This window comes from Varunaivibrio sulfuroxidans (genome assembly GCF_029318635.1).
GTDB lineage: Bacteria > Pseudomonadota > Alphaproteobacteria > Rhodospirillales > Magnetovibrionaceae > Varunaivibrio > Varunaivibrio sulfuroxidans.
In genome coordinates this window covers 624,387-641,673 of the sequence record NZ_CP119676.1, presented here as the reverse complement: position 1 = coordinate 641,673, position 17,287 = coordinate 624,387, and the positions used below count along the sequence as shown (strand labels likewise).

Below are 17,287 nucleotides of genomic sequence, written 5' to 3'. Positions count from 1 at the left end.
GGCCGGGGCGCCGGCCATGGCGGTTCCTCGCGGGATGCCTCATGCCGGTGTCTCGATATCGAGGATTTCGGCCACCGGAATTACGGCGATATCGTGAAATTTATCATGTTTGGGGTTATTCAGGTCGATCAGATTGGAAACGCGCGAATACGTGTTGGGCACTAGAATTTCCGCACCATCCTGACTTTTTCGGCGGATGCCATAGCTGATCTTGTCGCGCTCGTTCGACGATAGTTGTCCGAGCATGCTTTTGGTGACCCATATCGCGCCCTCGCGGGCGAAATCGCTGAGGCGTCCGGCCATGTTGATCGAATCGCCGAGGACCGTGAATTCAATTTGAGTCGGCGTTTGGTAGGTGCCGAACCATTCCCGTCCCTCGACGAGGCCGATATTAAGTTTGAGGACGTTCATCCAGTTTTTTCGTTTGCGCCATTCCTTGTCAATTTCGGCGATTGCCGCCTTCATTTCGAAAGCGCAGCGCATGGCGTTGAGGATATAATTGCAATCAGGCTGGGGAAAAAAGTAATAGACCATACCATCGCCCACATGCTTGCCATGCGTGGCGTAGTATTTACGCAGTTTAGGCGCCATTGTTGACCAAATTTGGTTAATCAATTCGAAGTATTCCTCGGGCGGCAGTTCGGCGCAAATCTTGACCGAATTTTGAAGATCGGCGACGAGGACGGAAAGGTGCGTGAGATAAGGGCGGCGTTTTTTTAGCAAGTCGCGGATGACGATATCACGCCGAGCGAGAAGGTCGGCCAATTCGCTATGGGCCTCGTCCAGGGGGGCGTAGACGAAAAACAGACCCTCGCGAAAAAATGAGGCATACAGATTGTACCAGTTTTCCGGCGCCCCTCTCGCCGCCATGTTAACCTGACAATGTAACATCTGCCCCTTGGGCTGGGCTTCGGTGTCATCGTAAAGTTCGGCGAGCAGACGGATGTCATCCTCGTCCAATGCGTTGTCGCGGTTTAAAAGGGTGGAGCGCTGCATCCGGTTCTTGGCGATGGCTAAGTGAAAGCGCATCAACGCCTCGAACCCTTCGCACCGGCGTAGGGCAGGGGTTTTTAGGAACAGACCGAACAAATTACGCTCTGTGATATCAGACGAGACATCTTCCACGTCGCTCAAAAGAGAGTCGAGGGTGTGTCGATTATACCATTCCAACTCGAACAAATTGTTGACCATGTAAGCGGGGCAATCGACCTGATCCAGACTCAATTGAGGAGGCTGGGTGCGCGTTCCCACGGTGGGCGAGGGCGGCATCGCCTGTTCCGTCGCCGCGCGCGGCCCATCGAAATCTCGGTCGTCCGTATCCGATGGTGCGCTTTTGATGGGGGCGGGGGCGGCTTTGCCTTGGGGGAGACCGGGATGTGCCCCGCGCAGCAATTGATCAACGATATCGGACATTGAAAAGCCTTTTTTTTTCAAATTTTTAATGGTGTTTATAGTGTCTAAGACAGAGTCTGGGAAAAACCCCATACGCACGGCTTTTCCTGTTTTGGACGTGGCTTGGCCGATCCTGGGGCGTGGAATAAGGTTAAGGGTGATGTAATTGTTAAGAGTAGCCCTGGAAATATCTGTTTTTAAAATAATTTCTTTACTGCTAATCATGGAATGCGGCCACTCTGCATCAGGCTGTTTCGGCTGATTGCGTTTAGACTGTCCAAATTCAATGTCTTATTATGAAGGTGTAAAAGGAAGTCGTGTCAAGTTAATTAGACAGTCTAATTGGCGCATGGGTGGAGTGGGTGTTTGCGCGAGGCTGTGGGGAGAGGGATTTTAAGGGGGCGTGCGTTATTCTTAGACAGTGTAAAATAGAGGTGTGCGCGTCTTAATGTATCCCGCTGGCGCGCGGGCGCGCGCGGGGTAAAATTTTCAGAAATCTTATGGTGAAGAAGAGGGGGGCGGTGCTTTTGGGGGAGGAGGATAATCCTGCGCCGTCCCTCTTGCTCCCGAGAGTCATGGGCCGTATGTTGTGCCCACTTTAATTTCCTTTTGGAGTCACGGTCATATGGCTAAATCTTTGCTTCATCTCGTCTTCGGTGGCGAGGTGAAGGATCCCCAGGGTATCGATTTCGTCGATCCCCGCAATCTCGATATCGTCGGCGTCTACCCGTCCAACCGCGAGGCCCTCGACGCCTGGCGTGGCGCGTCGCAAGCCCATGTCGATGAGGCGAACGTGAAATACGTTCTCGTTCACATCCATCGCATGCTCGACGATCCAGAACACCAGGAAGATTCGCCTGACGATAACTAGGGTTAGGACCTGTTAGTCTGGTGCGTCTGGTTTGTGAAAAATATCACAGACCTAGGATGAAGACTTGCCGGAAGTGCCGTTCACTTGCAAAAGTTTTCGACGACGCACCTGGGGCATTTTTCACAAATCCCTGCGGGACGGGATGAATTTAAGCGCGGATGTCGCTGGAAAACCCTTGCAATGAGGGCCATTGCGGCGGATTTTCCGTCTAATCCACACTTAAATTCGTCTCCGCCAGGCGCACCAGATGAAGAGGCTCTGACCCTAAGGCCTCATCCGCAGGCGACCGCGGGATTGGCCCGCGCGCCAATCCCACGTCGGAACGGTTGTGTTCAAACCGTTACGTTCAAGATGACAAAATCAGGCGCAATCGTCGGGCGGTCCCTCGTTGGAGGGGCTACCGCCTGGGGTGCTTCCTGGGGTGGCGGGCGGCTCTTGTGGGGCGATTTTGTGGCCGTCCAAGAGGTCCTTCAAGCGGCGCGTGGCATCGTCCTGCGCCGCTTTTTCTTTTTTCGTTCGTCCGAAAAAGGTGCGATTAACGCTGGCCTGCGTGTCTTCGGTCTTACGCGCCTTGGCCTTGCGGTAGCGTCGAAGATTGATGATTTCCGCCATGATTAAGGCTCTGTATTGTGTTTCAAGCTGTGTGCGTTGCTCACGGCGCGGGTGCGATATAAGTCGTAAGTGTTTTAAAAACATCACGAAACATCTTTGCCGTCAGGCGACCGGTGTTGGTATTATAACGCGAACAGTGATAGCTATCGAGAAGGAAAAGGTCGGGGGTGAGACGGTGGCGCGCATTGTGGGCGAAGCGATAGGCGCTTTTTTTGTACCCCAGCGCCGCCAAGACGCCGCCGTGGGCGACCCCGCCCAGCGCCAATATCGCACGTAGGTTGGGCATCGCCGCGATTTCGTGGCGTAAAAAAACACCACAATTTCGGACCTCGTGCGCTGTAACCTTGTTTTGCGGCGGCACGCAACGCACGGCATTGGTTATGCGGCAATTGCATAAGGTCAGCCCGTCGTTGGGGTTGGCGCCGTATACGCCTTGCGCCAAGGCGAATTCGCATAACGTCGGATAGAGTAAATCACCCGCCCAATCCCCGGTAAAGGGGCGGGCGGTGCGGTTCGCTCCCTTCAGGCCGGGGGCCAGGCCGACAATCAAAATTTCGCTATCCAGAGGGCCGAAGGCGGGAACGGGGGCGTTGTGAAAATCGGGATATTGAACGCGGTTGAGACTACGGAATTCGCTTAGGCGCGGGCACAGCGCGCAAGCGCTGTCCGGTTCTTCGGCGTACCGCCGGCAGGATGACGACGAAGACGGCGTTGCGGTATCGTCGTCACGGGGGGGCGGAAGGGTTCCCACTTCGGGCGGGCCTCATGGTGTGTGTTTGGGGCTGTCTTCTTTCTCTTGTGCGCGGAAAGCGCGGCGCATCACGATAGAAGACACGTCGCGGCGTGTCCACAAATCCATTCAATTCAAGTCCTGTCTCAGGCCCTGTCTCAAGTTCTGTCTCAGGTCCTGTCTCAGGCCATGTCCATGAAATCACCGGGCCCCTTGATCTCTTGTAGGGGGCGTTCGTCGTGATCGCTGGTGTCGTTATCCGGCTTTTGAATTTGCTGAGGGGAGCTGTCGTGCTGCTGGCGTAGCGGCTCACCTTTGCGCGATATCGCCGCGTGCAAATCGGTCAACTCGATGAAATCGTCGGCCTGACGGCGCAGTTCGTCGGCGACCATCGGAGGGTGCGACTTCACCGTGCTGACGACGGTCACGCGCAGTCCTTTGCGTTGGACGGCCTCGACCAGACGGCGGAAATCGCCGTCGCCGGAAAAAAGGACGATATGGTCCAGATGCACGGCCATTTCCATGACGTCTATGGCCAATTCGATATCCATGTTGCCCTTGATCTTGCGGCGTCCGGCGGCGTCGGTGAATTCCTTGGTCGGTTTGGTGACCATGGTGTAGCCGTTGTAGTCCAGCCAATCGACAAGAGGGCGCAGCGGGGAATATTCTTGATCGTCGAGCAGGGCCGTATAATAGAAGGCGCGCACCAGTTGACCCTTGGCGGCGAAGTGATCCAGAAGACGTTTATAATCTATGTCGAACCCGAGGGCCTTGGCGGCGGCGTACAAATTCGATCCATCAATAAAAAGGCCGATTCTCTGCTGAGGGTAGAACATAATATATAAATATCCCTTCAATAATATAGGTGTCGGACTGCCGTTTTTGAGCGGGTTACCGAGCGTTTTTCAGAGATCCTAAAAGCGGGTCGTTAATACCGAGGGTGGCGCAATGAAACGATATGAAATCTGAGCTTTAATACCTAAGTTCTAAGCTCGGATATAGCAAGGTTATAAATATTCCAAAGAACATGTAGGCCTTGTTTATGGCGGGGAAAAGGTTTTTTTGTGACGGGAGGGGGCACCCTGGGCTACATCATGGGGGAACGAAAGTATTTTGTATCATAACCCCAGTGGCGTTACGTCCACGATAGGACCGTCTGCGACGGCGGAGGCATTGTGAAATTCATCGCGGTAGGGGCAAATCTTTCAAGCCGCCAATACGGCGACCCGAGGGCGACGTGCGAAGCGGCCTTAGGCGCGCTGAAAAATCAAGGAATTGACGTGGTTAGGGTGGCGCCATGGTATCGTAGCGCGCCGGTGCCGGCTTCGGATCAGCCTTGGTATGTTAATTCCGTCGCTGAAATCGCGACGAATCTCGCCCCGCGCGCCGTGCTTGATGCGCTGCATCGGGTCGAAGCCGACTTCGGGCGCGTGCGGACTGTGCGCAATGCGCCGCGAACCGTCGATATCGACCTGTTGTGTTACGATGACTACCTCAGCAAGCGCGCGGTCCGCGATGTTTTTCGGGACTCCCCCCAAGCCGGAGGCGCCGATGAGGAAATCGTGCCGCATCCGCACATGCACGAGAGAGCCTTCGTTCTGTTGCCCTTGCGCGACCTCGCCCCCGCTTGGCGCCACCCTCGTTCCGGTGCGACGATAAGCGCCCTTATCGCGAAATTGCCCAAGGATCAGATTATCGCGGCGATGGACGGGTAGGGGCTAAATGCAAATTTAGAGAGGCGGAACGGCGGGTTCCGGTCGCCGGTTCCCTGGTCTTGGGGCGTTATTCCCCGCGCATGGGTCTTGCTTTCCTGGCCCGAGGACAATATATAGACACGCTGAACCTCTCTCTATTTTTCAGGAGCGCCCCGATGGCCCGTGTAACGGTTGAAGATTGCGTCGAAAAAATTCCCAACCGCTTTGATTTGGTGATGATCGCCGCCCAGCGCGCCCGTGACATCACCGCCGGTGCGGAATTGACCATGGACCGCGACAACGACAAAAATCCGGTTGTCTCCTTGCGTGAAATCGCCGATCAGACGGTCGATTATGCGGCGTTGGAAGAAACTCTCGTCAAAAGCCTCCAGCGTTTTGTCGAAAGTGACGAGCCGGATGTTGACGAAATGGACATGGCGTCGATGCAAGAAGACCTGTGCGAGGAAATCGGCGAGCCGTCCAGCGAAAAGGAAATCAACGCCGACGTCTTGACCGTGCACGATATTTCCGCCGAGGAATTGGCCGCCGAGGACGCCTTCGAAGCCGCCCAGAACGACGATTGACGGCCTTTACGGCCACGGGTGACCGGCACGCCGGCGGGACCCGGCGCGTGCCGGAGGTTCAGGTTAAGGAATTTCCGATTCCGCCCCTGCTCTCGAACCTTCCGTTGTGTTACTCTTTTCTAATACGAGGAGAGAGAGGGCATGATCAGACAGTTTGAGTTGGTGGAGCGGATCAAAGCATACGATCCCAACGTCGAGGAAGACGCGCTCAATCGCGCCTACGTGTTCGCCATGAAAGCGCACGGCTCGCAGGTGCGCGCCTCCGGCGACCCTTATTTTAGCCATCCCCTTGAGGTTGCCGGAATTTTGACCGGTTACCGGCTCGATGGATCTTCCATCATCACCGCCCTTTTGCACGACACCGTCGAAGACACCCTGGCCACCCTCGATGAAATCGAAAGCCTGTTCGGTGAGGAAGTCGCCAAGTTGGTCGATGGGGTAACCAAACTCAGCCTGATCGAACTGCAGTCCGATCACGCCAAACAGGCGGAAAATTTCCGCAAGCTGCTGCTTGCGATGTCCGACGATATTCGGGTGTTGATGGTGAAGCTGGCGGACCGTTTGCACAATATGCGGACTCTCAACTTCCTCAAAAATCCTGCAAAACGGTTGCGTATCGCGACCGAAACCATGGAAATCTACGCGCCGCTCGCCGAGCGTATCGGCATGCAGGAGATGAAGAACGAATTGGATGATCTGGCGTTTGCCGAGATCAACGCCGACGCCCGCAATTCGATCATGAAACGCCTGGATTTTCTGCGCAATCAGGGCGAGGGCTTGGTCGAGCGTATTCAGAACGAACTGCGCCGGACCCTGGCCGCCGCGTCGATCCACGCGGTCGTCAACGGGCGGGAAAAAACCGCCTATTCGATCTGGCGCAAAATGAAGCATAAGGACGTCGAGTTCGAGCAACTGTCCGACATCATGGCGTTTCGCATCATTGTCGATAGCGTCGATGATTGTTATCGCACGCTGGGCGTGATGCACAACGCCTATCGTGTCGTTCCGGGACGCTTCAAGGATTATATCTCGACCCCTAAACCGAACGGCTATCAATCGTTGCACACTGGCATCTATGGGCCGGAGCGCCACCGCATCGAAATTCAGATACGCACCCAGGACATGCACGATGTCGCGGAAAACGGCGTCGCCGCCCATTGGCAATACAAACAAGGCGGCGAGACGCGGGCGCGCGAGGGGCGGCAATATCGCTGGTTGCGCGAGCTTTTGGATATTTTGGAGCACGCCTCCGGCCCGGAGGAATTCCTCGAACACACCAAGTTGGAGATGTTTCAAGATCAAGTCTTTTGCTTTACCCCCAAGGGCGACATCCGCAATCTGCCGCAGGGGGCGACGCCCGTGGATTTTGCTTATGCCGTGCATTCGGAGGTTGGCGATACGTGCGTTGGGGCGAAAATTAACGGTCGGATGATGCCGCTACGCACGCGTCTAAAAAATGGCGATCAGGTAGAAATTCTAACCTCGAAGGCGCAAAAGCCGTCCCCCACCTGGGAGCGCTTCGTCGTCACCGGCAAGGCCCGGGCGCGCATCCGTCGTTTTATCCGCCTCAAGGAGCGCGACCAATATCTGGAGCTGGGTAAGGCGATGCTGACCCGCGCCTTCAAGGAAGAAGGTTACGAGGCGACCGATAAGGCGTTGAAGGGGGTGCTGCGCATTTTTCAGCGCGAGACGACCGACGATTTGACCGCCGAGGTCGGCATGGGTAACATCACCTCACGCGAAGTCCTGGAGGCGGTCTACCCCGGCACGAAAAAGAAGAGCGCCAAGGTCGTCCCCTTGGCCCCCGTCCGCGTCCGTCACGAGCGCAACGCCCAGCAAGCCAAAAACGCGATTCCCGTACGCGGCCTTATTCCCGGCATGGCCGTGCATTACGCCGGATGCTGCCATCCGCTTCCCGGCGACCGTATCGTGGGGATCATCACCACCGGAAAAGGTGTGACGATCCACACTATCGACTGTGAAAAACTCGAAGCGTTGGCCGATCAGCCCGAACGCTGGATCGACGTGTCGTGGGATATGGACCGGGGCGAACTGGATGGGTCGCATGTTAGCCGGGTTTTCCTAACCGTGCTCAACATGCCCGGAACCTTGAGCGACCTCTCCACGGTTATCGCCAAGAACACGGGGAATATTTCAAACTTAAAGATCGTCAATCGATCTGCGGATTTCTTCGATCTGATGATCGATATCGAGGTTAAGGATGTTACCCATTTGGCCGAAATTATGGCCGCTTTGCGGGCTTCTCCGGTGGTTAACACCATCGAGCGGGCGCGGGGTTGACGGGGCGGTGGTTTTTTACGCCGCCGGACGGTAAAAGCATATAAAAGGACTACGCTCTAGAGGTCCTTTATCTTATATTGCGCAGATGTTCCTCCGACGACGAAAACATGGCCTTTTACGGCGCGCGCGCGAGTTCTTCTGGCCTACGGCGGGATGGCGACGCTCCACGCGTTACGTTTTTCATCGCGTGGCGCGGATTCCCGGGTCCGCGCATTCCATCGCCGCTGGGTTCGCCTGTGGTGCGGCCGTTTCTTTCACCCCGTTTGTCGGTCTTCACTTTGTCCTTTCCGCGCTGTTGGCGTATCTTTTGCGGGTCAATATTTTGTCTTCGGCGATTGGAACCGCGGTCGGCAATCCATGGACCTTTCCCTTTATCTGGATATGGATTTTAAACCTTGGCGAATGGTTGCTCGGCGGGGCGGGGCGGGGGGCTCACGGGGTCGGGCTTGATTTCGCCTCGATTTTCGCCGCATCGATGTCGGCGCTGTTGCGGTTTGATTTGGCGTACCTCTTTCATGTCGCGGGGCCGGTTCTGTGGCCGATGTTGGTCGGAAGTATCCCCACGGCAATCGTCGCCTGGACGTTTTTTTACCTCTTGCTTCGCCCGATGATTTCCAACTATCAAAAGGCGCGGGCGCATCGGCGGATAAAAAAGCATAGTTATCACGTGGGCGATTATCCCGCCTCGTCCGTGCGTCCGGTTAAGGAAAAAGAAAAATGACAAATTCCCTGCGTTTGGGCGTCAACATCGACCATGTCGCCACCATTCGTAACGCGCGTGGTGGGGGGCTTCCCGATCCCGTTCGCGCCGCGCACCTTGCGGCGAAGGCCGGGGCGGACGGCGTTACCGCGCACTTGCGCGAAGATCGCCGGCATATTTCAGATAAAGATATCAAAAGATTATGCGATGAAGTTAATCTTCCGCTAAACCTAGAGATGGCGGCGACGCATGAGATGTTGGAGATTGCCCTGCGCCACAAACCCCATGCGGCGTGCATCGTGCCGGAAAAGCGCGAAGAAAGAACCACCGAAGGCGGTCTCGACGTCATTGGCGGGCGGGCGCAGTTGGCCCCGTTTATCGCCGCCTTGAACGGGGCCGGTATCCGCGTGTCGCTTTTTATCGAACCGGACCCGGCGCATTTGGACATCGCCAAGGCATTGGCCGCGCCGGTGGTGGAATTGCACACCGGCGCCTATTGCGACGCCCAGGGGGCGCATCGGGCGCGCGAACTGGATCGGATCAGGGCCGCCGCCGCCCATGCTCACGCGATTGGCCTAGAATGCCATGCCGGGCACGGCTTGACCTATGATACGGTTGATCCGGTCGCCGCAATCGCGACCATCGCCGAGTTGAATATCGGTCACTTCCTCGTCGGCGAGGCGATTTTCGTTGGACTGGAGGCTTCTATTAGAAAAATGCGCGTCCTGATGGATAAGGCGCGCGTTGGGGGCGTGCAATGAGTCGCCGCGGGTTCGTTGATTGCCGTTGGTGTCGGGAACCGGGTGGATGATTATTGGCATAGGCACGGATTTGTGCGATATCCGACGGATTGAAAAAACCTTGGCGCGTTTTCCCGATCGCTTTGTCAAAAGAGTTTATACACGCCGTGAGCGGGAAAAAGCCGAACGCAGGCCCAATCCGGCTTACAGCTACGCTCAGGCGTATGCCGCCAAGGAAGCGCTCGCCAAGGCCCTGGGCACGGGGTTTCGTCAGGGGGTGTTTTGGCGCGATATCGCATTGGAGAACCTTAAATCCGGACAGCCGACATTGTCTTTGCATAACGGCGCGCGGGCGCGCTTGGATACCCTGGTGCCCCCGGGCATGGACGCGCGGATCGATGTGTCCTTGACCGATGAATATCCGCTGGCCCATGCCATGGTCGTGATTTCCGCCATCCCGAGCGTAGGCCCATCCCGCTGAGGCGTTCTTTTCAATGTTTGAAGTTGGGTTATTTTTGATCCATTTGATATGAGGTTCCTTTTATGGATGACGAAAACGAAGCCGTAAGTGGTGAGAACAAGACCTCCGTCGCGTCGCGCGATGGGTCTTGGGAGATCATCAAAACCATCTTTTACGCGATTTTGATCGCGCTGTTTGTCCGGGTGGTCGCCTATGAGCCGTTCAAAATTCCATCGGGATCGATGATCCCGACGCTGCAGGTCGGCGATTATATGTTCGTGTCCAAGTTTTCTTATGGCTATTCGCGTTTTTCGCTACCGTTTTCGCTGCCGCTTTTTCACGGGCGCATCTTTTACACGCCGCCCAAGCGCGGCGACGTGGTGGTGTTCAAGTTGCCGACCAACACCGATATCAATTATGTCAAACGCATTATCGGTCTGCCGGGTGATCGCATACAGATGATCAACGGCATTTTGAATATTAACGGCGTCCCGGTGAAGCGCAAAAGGGTGCAAGATTATACGTACACGGACGAACGTTCCGGAACGCTGGTCCGCGAAACCCAATACATCGAAACCCTGCCCAACGGCGTGAAGCACCCCATTTTGGAAATTTCAGACAACTTGCCCCAGGACAACACCCAGGTCTACACCGTTCCCCCAGGGCATTTCTTCGCCATGGGTGACAACCGGGATAATTCCGAAGACAGCCGCTTTTTGAATGTGGTCGGCTTTATTCCCAAGGAAAATCTTGTCGGGCATGCGGAATTTCTATTTTTCTCGTTTAACGGCGATGCTTGGGATTTGGGCAAATGGGGCTCCGTGATTCGCTTTTCGCGCATTTTCAGCGTGGTGCACTGAGGGCGCCGCCGTGAAGACAAGGGAAACCCGTCGGGGATGAACCATCAAGAGCTGGTCCAGATATTGGGCCACACGTTTCGCGATCCCGAACTTTTGACATGTGCGTTGCGCCATGCCAGCACGACGGACCGGCGCACGGCGTCGAACGAACGGCTCGAATTTTTGGGTGATCGGGTGCTCGGCTTGGTGATTGCGGAAATGCTCTACATGCGCTTTCCCGACGAGCCGGAAGGTCATTTGGCGCGCCGCTTCACCGCCCTGGTCAGCGGCGACGCCTTGGTGCGTATCGCGGGGGAAATCGGCCTTTCCCGTTTCATCGACATGGCGACCGCCGATGCCGACGCGGGGGGGCGCGACAACACCGCCCTGCACGCCAACGCCATGGAGGCGGTCCTGGGCGCGCTGTATCTGGATGGCGGCATCGACGCCCCGAAGCGGGTCATCGGCGCGTTTTGGGCGCCCTTGATCGACGAGGACAAGGCCCCGCCGAAGGATCCCAAGACGGCATTGCAGGAGTGGGCGCAAGCACACAAGATAGCGCTGCCGGTGTATCGCGAAATTAGCCGTAGCGGACCCGATCACGCCCCCAGGTTCACCATGGAGGTCGCCGTGAAGGGGGCCGCGCCGGCCCGCGCCGAGGGCGTCTCGAAACGCTTGGCGGAACGCGAGGCGGCGCAAGGCCTCCTCGATCGACTCAAGGATTAACCCGGCCGCTTTTGGCCGCCGAAGGACAACAAATGAACGTAAAGGCACAACGGTGCGGTTTTATCGCCATCGTCGGCGCGCCCAACGTCGGCAAGTCAACGCTGTTGAACCGAATTGTCGGCAGTAAGGTTTCGATCGTCTCGCCCAAGGTGCAGACCACGCGCACTCGGGTCTTAGGCATTGCCCAGCACGACCGGGCACAGCTTATTTTCATCGACACGCCGGGCATTTTCACGCCCCGTCGGCGGCTTGACCGGGCTATGGTCGCGGCGGCGTGGACGGGCGCCGAGGATGCCGACACCACCTTGATGGTAATCGACGCCAAGCGCGGCATCGATCGCGACAGCGAACGGATCATCGCGCGCTTCAAGGCTGACGGACGGCGGGTCGTGTTGGTCCTCAACAAGATCGACCTGGTGAAAAAGGCCGATCTTCTGGCGCAAATTTCCCGGCTCGACGAAGAGGGGATCTTCAGCGAAACCTTCCTGGTTTCCGCCGAAACCGGCGACGGCGTCGGCGACTTGCTCGACGCCCTGGCGGCGCGCGTTCCCGAGGGGCCGTGGCATTATCCCGAAGATCAATTGTCCGACATGAACGACCGCCTACTGGCGGCCGAGATCACGCGGGAGAAGTTGTACTTGCAATTGCACCAGGAATTGCCCTACGCGGCCACGGTGGAAACCGAGGAATGGGAAGAGCGCCCCGACGGCTCGGTTGCGATCCGCCAGGTTATTTTCGTCGAACGGGACAGTCAGAAGGGGATCATTTTGGGCAAGGGCGGCGCGCGGATCAAGCAAATCGGGGCGGCGTCGCGCCTGGAGCTGGAGGAAATCTTGGAGCGCCGGGTGCACGTTTTCCTGTTTGTCAAAGTCCGCGAAAAATGGGGCGACGATCCCGACCGTTACCGCGATTGGGGCTTGGATTACGACGCTTAAACGCCGAATATCCACCCCTGAAAAAAGGCGGCCACATGTCATGGCCGCCTTTTCTCTTCTCGCAGGAAAGCCCCCTCTTGATAGATTACGCCATCAGGACCTTTTGCGCCGCCTGAACGGCGTCGCCATGACCGATGTCGGCTTTCATGTCGGTCAATACCGCCTGTAGGGCGCCAAGGCAGAGCGTGACGTTCTTAGGGGTCGCCCCCGCGCCCATCAGACCGATGCGCCAAACCTTACCCGCCAACGCGCCCAATCCGGCGCCGATTTCCAGATCGTAATCGACCAACAGGCGGCGGCGAACCTCGGCCTCATTGACGCCCTCGGGGATCTTCACCGAATTGAGCTGCGGCAGGCGCGCCGTCTCATCGACAAGCATCTCAAGACCGATGGCGCTCAAGCCCGCAACCAAGGCCTTGGACATCCTGGCGTGGCGCTTCCAAGCATTCTCGACGCCTTCCTCGCGCAGCATGATCAGAGATTCGTGCAGGGCGTACAACGCATTGATCGGCGCGGTGTGGTGATAGGAACGGCTCGCCCCGGAATCGCCCCAGTATCCCATTATCAGGTTTAGATCCATGAACCAGCTTTGTACCTTGTGGTTGCGTCCGCGAATGACGTCTTCGGCGCGTCGGGAGAGAGTCACCGGGGAAAGTCCCGGCACGCACGACAAACATTTTTGCGATCCCGAGTAAATGGCGTCGGCGCCCCATTCGTCGGTCAGCACCGGGGTGCCGCCCAAGGAGGTCACGGCGTCAACGATGCTCAACGCGCCGTGTTCCTGGGCGAGGCGGCACAATAGGGCGGCGTCGGACTGTACGCCGGTCGATGTTTCGGCATGGACGAACGCCACCGCCTTAACGCCGGGATTGGCTTTCAGGGCGTCCTCGACCTTACCTGGATCGACGGGAAGCCCCCAGTCGTCTTCGACCATGATCGCCGTCGCGCCGCAGCGCTCGACGTTCTCTTTCATGCGTCCTCCAAAGACGCCGTTTTGGCAGACGATGACCCTATCGCCCGGTTCGATGAGATTGACGAAACACGTTTCCATGCCCACCGAGCCCGGCCCGCTCAGGGGAATGGTCAGGGGGTTTTCGGTTTGAAATGCGTGGTGGAGCAATCCTTTCATTTCGTCCATCATGGCGACGAACTGAGGGTCGAGATGTCCGATCGTCGGGCGCGCCAGTGCGCTTAGGACGCGGGGGTGAACATCGGACGGGCCGGGGCCCATCAGGGTGCGGAGCGGGGGATTGAACGAAGTGACGGTCATGGGGTTCCTACGATTTTCTTGCTGCGGTCGATATGTTCGTGCGTTTTGGATAAAACCCGTGAAATTCAACCACTTTAAAGTTATTTTTGATAAGTTTTTTTCTTTTACACGGTATTTTTCGATCAAAAGCACGCAATGTCGTGTGCATTGTCAATACCGTGTGGGACATGTGAAGGCAAAGAAAATTGTCCGTTCGGGCGCGTGGTCAAGGCCGATAATGCGTTATAAGGAGGATATCCTATGGCTGGAACGGTCCTTAAGAAGGAAGTGGTGCGCGCGCGATGGCGGTTGAATGGTCGGATCGGGGAATTGTGCTGTCCCTGCGCAAGCATGGAGAATCGTCGGCGATCGTCAGCTTGTTGACCCGCGCGCACGGCGTGCATGGTGGGTTGGTGCGCGGGGGGACGGGAAAGCGCGCGCGGGGGGACTTGCAACCGGGAAACTTGCTCGACGTTCACTGGCGCGCGCGCTTGGAAGATCACCTGGGCGCCTATAAGTGTGAAATGATCGAGGCCTATAGCGCCGCCGTGCTTGATCGTCCGGGCCCCTTGGCCGCCTTGAGCGCGGCGTGCGCCCTAAGCCTGACCGCGTTGCCGGAACGAGAATCTCATCCCCCTATCTTCGACGCCCTGACGGTGCTTTTGGGACACTTGCACAGGCCGCATTGGGCGGCTTTATACGTGCGCTGGGAACTGGGTTTTTTGGCGCAAACCGGCTTCCCTCTGGATCTGACGCGTTGCGCCGCCAGCGGCGTTACGGAGGATTTGGTTTTCGTCTCGCCCAAAAGTGGGCGCGCCGTTTGCGCCGCGGAGGGACGGCCTTATCGGGATAAGCTGTTGGAACTTCCGCCTTTTTTGCGCCCTCAAGTACGCGATGGAAGCGCCTTTTCGCGCCACGAAATCGCCGCCGGTTTGCGCCTGACGGCGTTTTTTCTGGGCCGCTTCATTTATGACCCAATGGGCAGGCCTCTACCTGACGCGCGTCTTCGATTGGCGCAACGTTTCGTTTCTCCGTAATGTGGTGGGGCGCTGTGTCGAAGCCAAATAAGAAAAAAGCAAAGAAGAAAACCCTGGCTTTTTCACGCGCAAAGCGGGAGAATTTTGATCACGGCGCAATCGGTTAAAAACACGGACGGATAAACAAAGTTCGAAACCGGAAGCAAAGCGGGTGTGTGGGAATTTCCCAAGAAAAAACCGCCGCCGGATGGGGAGAAGGATAAAAGGGAGGTCTTGAAACGATGGCGTTTCGAAATGGTATGGCGCGAGGTGGCCGCGACCGCGCGTGGCCGCGTCGGGAGGCATGGTGGGGCATGCTTTTTGCGACGCTGCTGTTGTGGGGGGCGTCGGGGGGCGTGGCCCGCGCGCAAAGCGATTTTATCATTCAAAGCATCGACAATGATTTTCCTTCGGAAATCGCCGACGCGGCCGGAAATGATAAAAATTTGATCATTTTTTTCCATCAGGCGGGCTGTCCCTATTGTGACAAAATGCGCGCGCGGGTTTTTCCCGACCCCAAGGTGGATGGTTATTTCACCAAGCATTTCGTCATGATCGAAAGCAATATCCGCGGCAGCCTGAGCGTCGTTACGCCCGATGGAAAGACGATGACTGAAAGTGACTTCGGCCACAAAATGCGGGTGCGCGCGACGCCGGTGATCGTTTTTTACGACAGGCAAGGCCACGATGTGCTGCGTACCACGGGGTATCTGGACCCGCAGCAATTCTATCTTGCCGGACGCTATGTCGAGGATGGGGTTTATAAAAGCGGAAAGTCCTTTTTTCGCTATCTGAGGGATCAGTCGCAATGATCGCCGTCAAGCGCGTGGCCTGGGGGGTGTCGCTCTTTTTTTTGACGGCCCTTCCCGCAACACCCCGGGCGGCCTCCGCTTCCGGGGGCGCGGGTGCGCACGTTCTGGCGTCCACGCCCCAGGGGGTGGTGCGCCAGATCGCGGCCCATGTCGGCGCGCAGGGGACCGATTTCGTGCTGTCCACGTTGGCCCCGCGCGAACTGGGCGTGTCGGCGCAATACAGCGTCTTTCTGGAGGGGTTGAGGGTGTATTTCGATCTTCACGAATCGGAAATCATGCTGCGCGGCCTTAACGAGCGGCACACCCATGATTACCTGATGTGGACCCGGGCCCGCGACGACGCCAAGGATGGGCGGGTAAACCCCGTCGATGTGGCCAAAATGCTCGCCGTGACCGAGGCGACGCGGTTGGACCTCTACCGCGAACGAACACGCAATGCGATCCTGCGTGATCGCCTAAGCGCCTTTACCGGTCTTGCCCTACCCGACGAATTGGTCGATCCACCTGCGCCGCCTAAGGACAAGCCGCCGCAAATTGATTTGGGTCCGACCTTGAAAAAATTTTCCATGACGCGGGCGGATCCACGTATTCGACGTAAAATTCTGCATACCATATTGAATATCAAGGATGCCTGGCAGTTTGCCGTCGCGGCGCGGGCGAACCTTGATTATTTGCGCCGCAATCTGTTGCTTGCCCAGGAAATTTACCAACAAGACCGGGCCTCGTCGCTGGGCGCCGCCATGGGTGAGGTGACGATGGGCGAGGCCGAAATGGTGCGCGCGGCGAAGGCTTACTACAGTAACGTGTATTTGCTGTCCATTTTACTGGGAAACGAAAACAGCGACCCCGACCAACCGACCTTTAAGGGGCTAGATCCCCAGTTTCTCTATCGGTTGACGGGGCAAAAAAAAGGCGAGGAAAGGGGGGGATATGTTCCAAAATCAGGCACCGGGTTTGGGCAGAGCGATGCGCAGTAAAAGCGCAGAAACCCAGGATATTGCGCGGCGCGAAAAGTGCCCCCGCCGCGTGTTTTGGGTGCTGAGTGTCGTGATCGGATTGGTCGTGTTTCATGGATTTTCCGACGTCGCCCGCGCCGCCGATCGTGGCTATGGTTTTGCGGTGTTCGGCGTTATCGACGCCGTTTCGGTCAAGCCGGGGCAGGCGGTCGCCGCCGGAGACGTCCTGGCCCGTTTGGACGATCGCGTGTATCGGGCGCGCCTGAATACGGCCCGCTCGGCTCTCGATCTGGCCAATAATGCGGTCACCCTGGCCGAGAAGGAATACGACCGCGTGAAACAGCGCTATGACGACCTTTCAGCGTCGGGGCAGGCGTTGGAACAGGCCGATGTGGGACTGCGCACGGCGAAACGCGATCGGGCCAAGGCTGAAGAAGCGCATCTGCGCGCGCAGTGGGACCTGGATCATGCGACCTTGACGTCGCCGGTCGCGGGAACGGTCAAGTCGGTGTCGGGGTATCGCGGTTTGCTCGCCAATCCCGCTATCGCGGCGCCGCCCGTCGTCGTGATTACAACGCCCTGACACACCGCGTCCAGGCCGCTTTGCCAGGTCATTTTTCCAGGTCGCCTTGATTGTCCGCGATCCGTCGGAGTTTTCCCCAGGAACACC

General features: G+C 57.4%; 19 protein-coding genes. 14 read left to right on the top strand and 5 right to left on the bottom strand.

The window, feature by feature from the left end:
- Positions 1–39: 39 nt before the first annotated feature.
- Complete coding sequence (locus tag P3M64_RS02920) at positions 40–1,413, bottom strand: adenylate/guanylate cyclase domain-containing protein (RefSeq protein WP_165886231.1); 1,374 nt, start codon at positions 1,411–1,413, stop codon at positions 40–42.
- Between the two features lie 604 nt (positions 1,414–2,017).
- Between P3M64_RS02920 and P3M64_RS02915 the strand changes: the two genes are divergently transcribed.
- Positions 2,018–2,263: a DUF4170 domain-containing protein gene (locus tag P3M64_RS02915; RefSeq protein ID WP_132938172.1), complete on the top strand. Its 246-nt coding sequence runs from the start codon at positions 2,018–2,020 to the stop codon at positions 2,261–2,263.
- Between the two features lie 360 nt (positions 2,264–2,623).
- Here the strand turns inward: P3M64_RS02915 and P3M64_RS02910 are convergent, their stop codons facing one another.
- The 3 genes from P3M64_RS02910 to P3M64_RS02900 form a co-directional block, all read right to left on the bottom strand.
- Positions 2,624–2,875 (bottom strand): DUF4169 family protein, encoded by a 252-nt coding sequence (locus P3M64_RS02910; RefSeq protein ID WP_132938173.1) that lies wholly within the window; start codon positions 2,873–2,875, stop codon positions 2,624–2,626.
- Positions 2,876–2,915: 40 nt separating this feature from the next.
- Positions 2,916–3,626, bottom strand: a complete 711-nt coding sequence (locus P3M64_RS02905) for a uracil-DNA glycosylase (RefSeq protein ID WP_165886232.1) — start codon at positions 3,624–3,626, stop codon at positions 2,916–2,918.
- Between the two features lie 161 nt (positions 3,627–3,787).
- A complete protein-coding gene (locus tag P3M64_RS02900; RefSeq protein WP_132938353.1) occupies positions 3,788–4,444 on the bottom strand; it encodes a LabA-like NYN domain-containing protein in 657 nt (218 codons plus the stop codon).
- A 336-nt stretch (positions 4,445–4,780) separates the two neighbouring features.
- Between P3M64_RS02900 and folK the strand changes: the two genes are divergently transcribed.
- The 9 genes from folK (at position 4,781) to era (ending at position 12,584) form a co-directional block, all read left to right on the top strand.
- The gene (gene folK / locus P3M64_RS02895; protein ID WP_132938174.1) at positions 4,781–5,320 is read left to right on the top strand and encodes a 2-amino-4-hydroxy-6-hydroxymethyldihydropteridine diphosphokinase; all 540 of its coding nucleotides are present in this window, start codon (positions 4,781–4,783) and stop codon (positions 5,318–5,320) included.
- A gap of 155 nt (positions 5,321–5,475) precedes the next feature.
- Positions 5,476–5,883, top strand: a complete 408-nt coding sequence (gene rpoZ, locus P3M64_RS02890; RefSeq protein ID WP_132938175.1) for a DNA-directed RNA polymerase subunit omega — start codon at positions 5,476–5,478, stop codon at positions 5,881–5,883.
- 141 nt (positions 5,884–6,024) lie between these two features.
- Complete coding sequence (locus tag P3M64_RS02885) at positions 6,025–8,184, top strand: RelA/SpoT family protein (protein WP_132938176.1); 2,160 nt, start codon at positions 6,025–6,027, stop codon at positions 8,182–8,184.
- A 187-nt stretch (positions 8,185–8,371) separates the two neighbouring features.
- Entirely contained in the window at positions 8,372–8,905 is a 534-nt protein-coding gene (locus tag P3M64_RS02880; RefSeq protein WP_165886233.1) for a DUF2062 domain-containing protein, read from the top strand.
- A complete protein-coding gene (locus tag P3M64_RS02875; protein WP_132938178.1) occupies positions 8,902–9,645 on the top strand; it encodes a pyridoxine 5'-phosphate synthase in 744 nt (247 codons plus the stop codon). Before P3M64_RS02880 ends, P3M64_RS02875 begins: the two co-directional genes overlap by 4 nt.
- 46 nt (positions 9,646–9,691) lie before the next feature.
- Positions 9,692–10,105, top strand: coding sequence for a holo-ACP synthase (gene acpS / locus P3M64_RS02870; protein ID WP_132938179.1), 414 nt, complete (start codon positions 9,692–9,694; stop codon positions 10,103–10,105).
- A 62-nt stretch (positions 10,106–10,167) separates the two neighbouring features.
- A complete protein-coding gene (lepB, locus tag P3M64_RS02865) occupies positions 10,168–10,944 on the top strand; it encodes a signal peptidase I (protein WP_132938180.1) in 777 nt (258 codons plus the stop codon).
- Positions 10,945–10,980: 36 nt separating this feature from the next.
- Entirely contained in the window at positions 10,981–11,649 is a 669-nt protein-coding gene (gene rnc, locus P3M64_RS02860) for a ribonuclease III (RefSeq protein ID WP_132938181.1), read from the top strand.
- A 32-nt stretch (positions 11,650–11,681) separates the two neighbouring features.
- A complete protein-coding gene (gene era, locus P3M64_RS02855; RefSeq protein WP_132938182.1) occupies positions 11,682–12,584 on the top strand; it encodes a GTPase Era in 903 nt (300 codons plus the stop codon).
- An 85-nt stretch (positions 12,585–12,669) separates the two neighbouring features.
- On the opposite strand, the gene P3M64_RS02850 is transcribed toward era, so the two are convergent.
- Positions 12,670–13,854 (bottom strand): pyridoxal-phosphate-dependent aminotransferase family protein, encoded by a 1,185-nt coding sequence (locus P3M64_RS02850; protein WP_132938183.1) that lies wholly within the window; start codon positions 13,852–13,854, stop codon positions 12,670–12,672.
- 281 nt (positions 13,855–14,135) lie between these two features.
- Between P3M64_RS02850 and recO the strand changes: the two genes are divergently transcribed.
- The 4 genes from recO (at position 14,136) to P3M64_RS02830 (ending at position 17,200) form a co-directional block, all read left to right on the top strand.
- Positions 14,136–14,870 carry a DNA repair protein RecO gene (gene recO, locus P3M64_RS02845; RefSeq protein WP_132938184.1) on the top strand — a complete coding sequence of 245 codons (735 nt, stop codon included), beginning with the start codon at positions 14,136–14,138 and terminating at the stop codon, positions 14,868–14,870.
- Positions 14,871–15,163: 293 nt separating this feature from the next.
- The gene (locus P3M64_RS02840) at positions 15,164–15,661 is read left to right on the top strand and encodes a thioredoxin family protein (RefSeq protein ID WP_165886234.1); all 498 of its coding nucleotides are present in this window, start codon (positions 15,164–15,166) and stop codon (positions 15,659–15,661) included.
- On the top strand, positions 15,658–16,638 hold the full coding sequence (locus tag P3M64_RS02835; RefSeq protein ID WP_132938186.1) for a hypothetical protein: 981 nt from the start codon (positions 15,658–15,660) through the stop codon (positions 16,636–16,638). The genes P3M64_RS02840 and P3M64_RS02835 overlap by 4 nt, the downstream gene beginning before the upstream one ends.
- Positions 16,628–17,200 carry an efflux RND transporter periplasmic adaptor subunit gene (locus P3M64_RS02830; RefSeq protein WP_207893099.1) on the top strand — a complete coding sequence of 191 codons (573 nt, stop codon included), beginning with the start codon at positions 16,628–16,630 and terminating at the stop codon, positions 17,198–17,200. Before P3M64_RS02835 ends, P3M64_RS02830 begins: the two co-directional genes overlap by 11 nt.
- Positions 17,201–17,287 lie beyond the last annotated feature (87 nt).

Bases quoted from the DNA above. Each gene is read 5' to 3' on its own strand.
- P3M64_RS02920 (WP_165886231.1), bottom strand. From the start codon at position 1,413: ATGTCCGATATCGTTGATCAATTGCTGCGCGGGGCACATCCCGGTCTC.
- P3M64_RS02915 (WP_132938172.1), top strand. From the start codon at position 2,018: ATGGCTAAATCTTTGCTTCATCTCGTCTTCGGTGGCGAGGTGAAGGAT.
- P3M64_RS02910 (WP_132938173.1), bottom strand. From the start codon at position 2,875: ATGGCGGAAATCATCAATCTTCGACGCTACCGCAAGGCCAAGGCGCGT.
- rpoZ (WP_132938175.1), top strand. From the start codon at position 5,476: ATGGCCCGTGTAACGGTTGAAGATTGCGTCGAAAAAATTCCCAACCGC.
- P3M64_RS02885 (WP_132938176.1), top strand. From the start codon at position 6,025: ATGATCAGACAGTTTGAGTTGGTGGAGCGGATCAAAGCATACGATCCC.
- P3M64_RS02875 (WP_132938178.1), top strand. From the start codon at position 8,902: ATGACAAATTCCCTGCGTTTGGGCGTCAACATCGACCATGTCGCCACC.
- acpS (WP_132938179.1), top strand. From the start codon at position 9,692: ATGATTATTGGCATAGGCACGGATTTGTGCGATATCCGACGGATTGAA.
- lepB (WP_132938180.1), top strand. From the start codon at position 10,168: ATGGATGACGAAAACGAAGCCGTAAGTGGTGAGAACAAGACCTCCGTC.
- rnc (WP_132938181.1), top strand. From the start codon at position 10,981: ATGAACCATCAAGAGCTGGTCCAGATATTGGGCCACACGTTTCGCGAT.
- era (WP_132938182.1), top strand. From the start codon at position 11,682: ATGAACGTAAAGGCACAACGGTGCGGTTTTATCGCCATCGTCGGCGCG.
- P3M64_RS02850 (WP_132938183.1), bottom strand. From the start codon at position 13,854: ATGACCGTCACTTCGTTCAATCCCCCGCTCCGCACCCTGATGGGCCCC.
- recO (WP_132938184.1), top strand. From the start codon at position 14,136: ATGGCGGTTGAATGGTCGGATCGGGGAATTGTGCTGTCCCTGCGCAAG.
- P3M64_RS02840 (WP_165886234.1), top strand. From the start codon at position 15,164: ATGCTTTTTGCGACGCTGCTGTTGTGGGGGGCGTCGGGGGGCGTGGCC.
- P3M64_RS02835 (WP_132938186.1), top strand. From the start codon at position 15,658: ATGATCGCCGTCAAGCGCGTGGCCTGGGGGGTGTCGCTCTTTTTTTTG.
- P3M64_RS02830 (WP_207893099.1), top strand. From the start codon at position 16,628: ATGCGCAGTAAAAGCGCAGAAACCCAGGATATTGCGCGGCGCGAAAAG.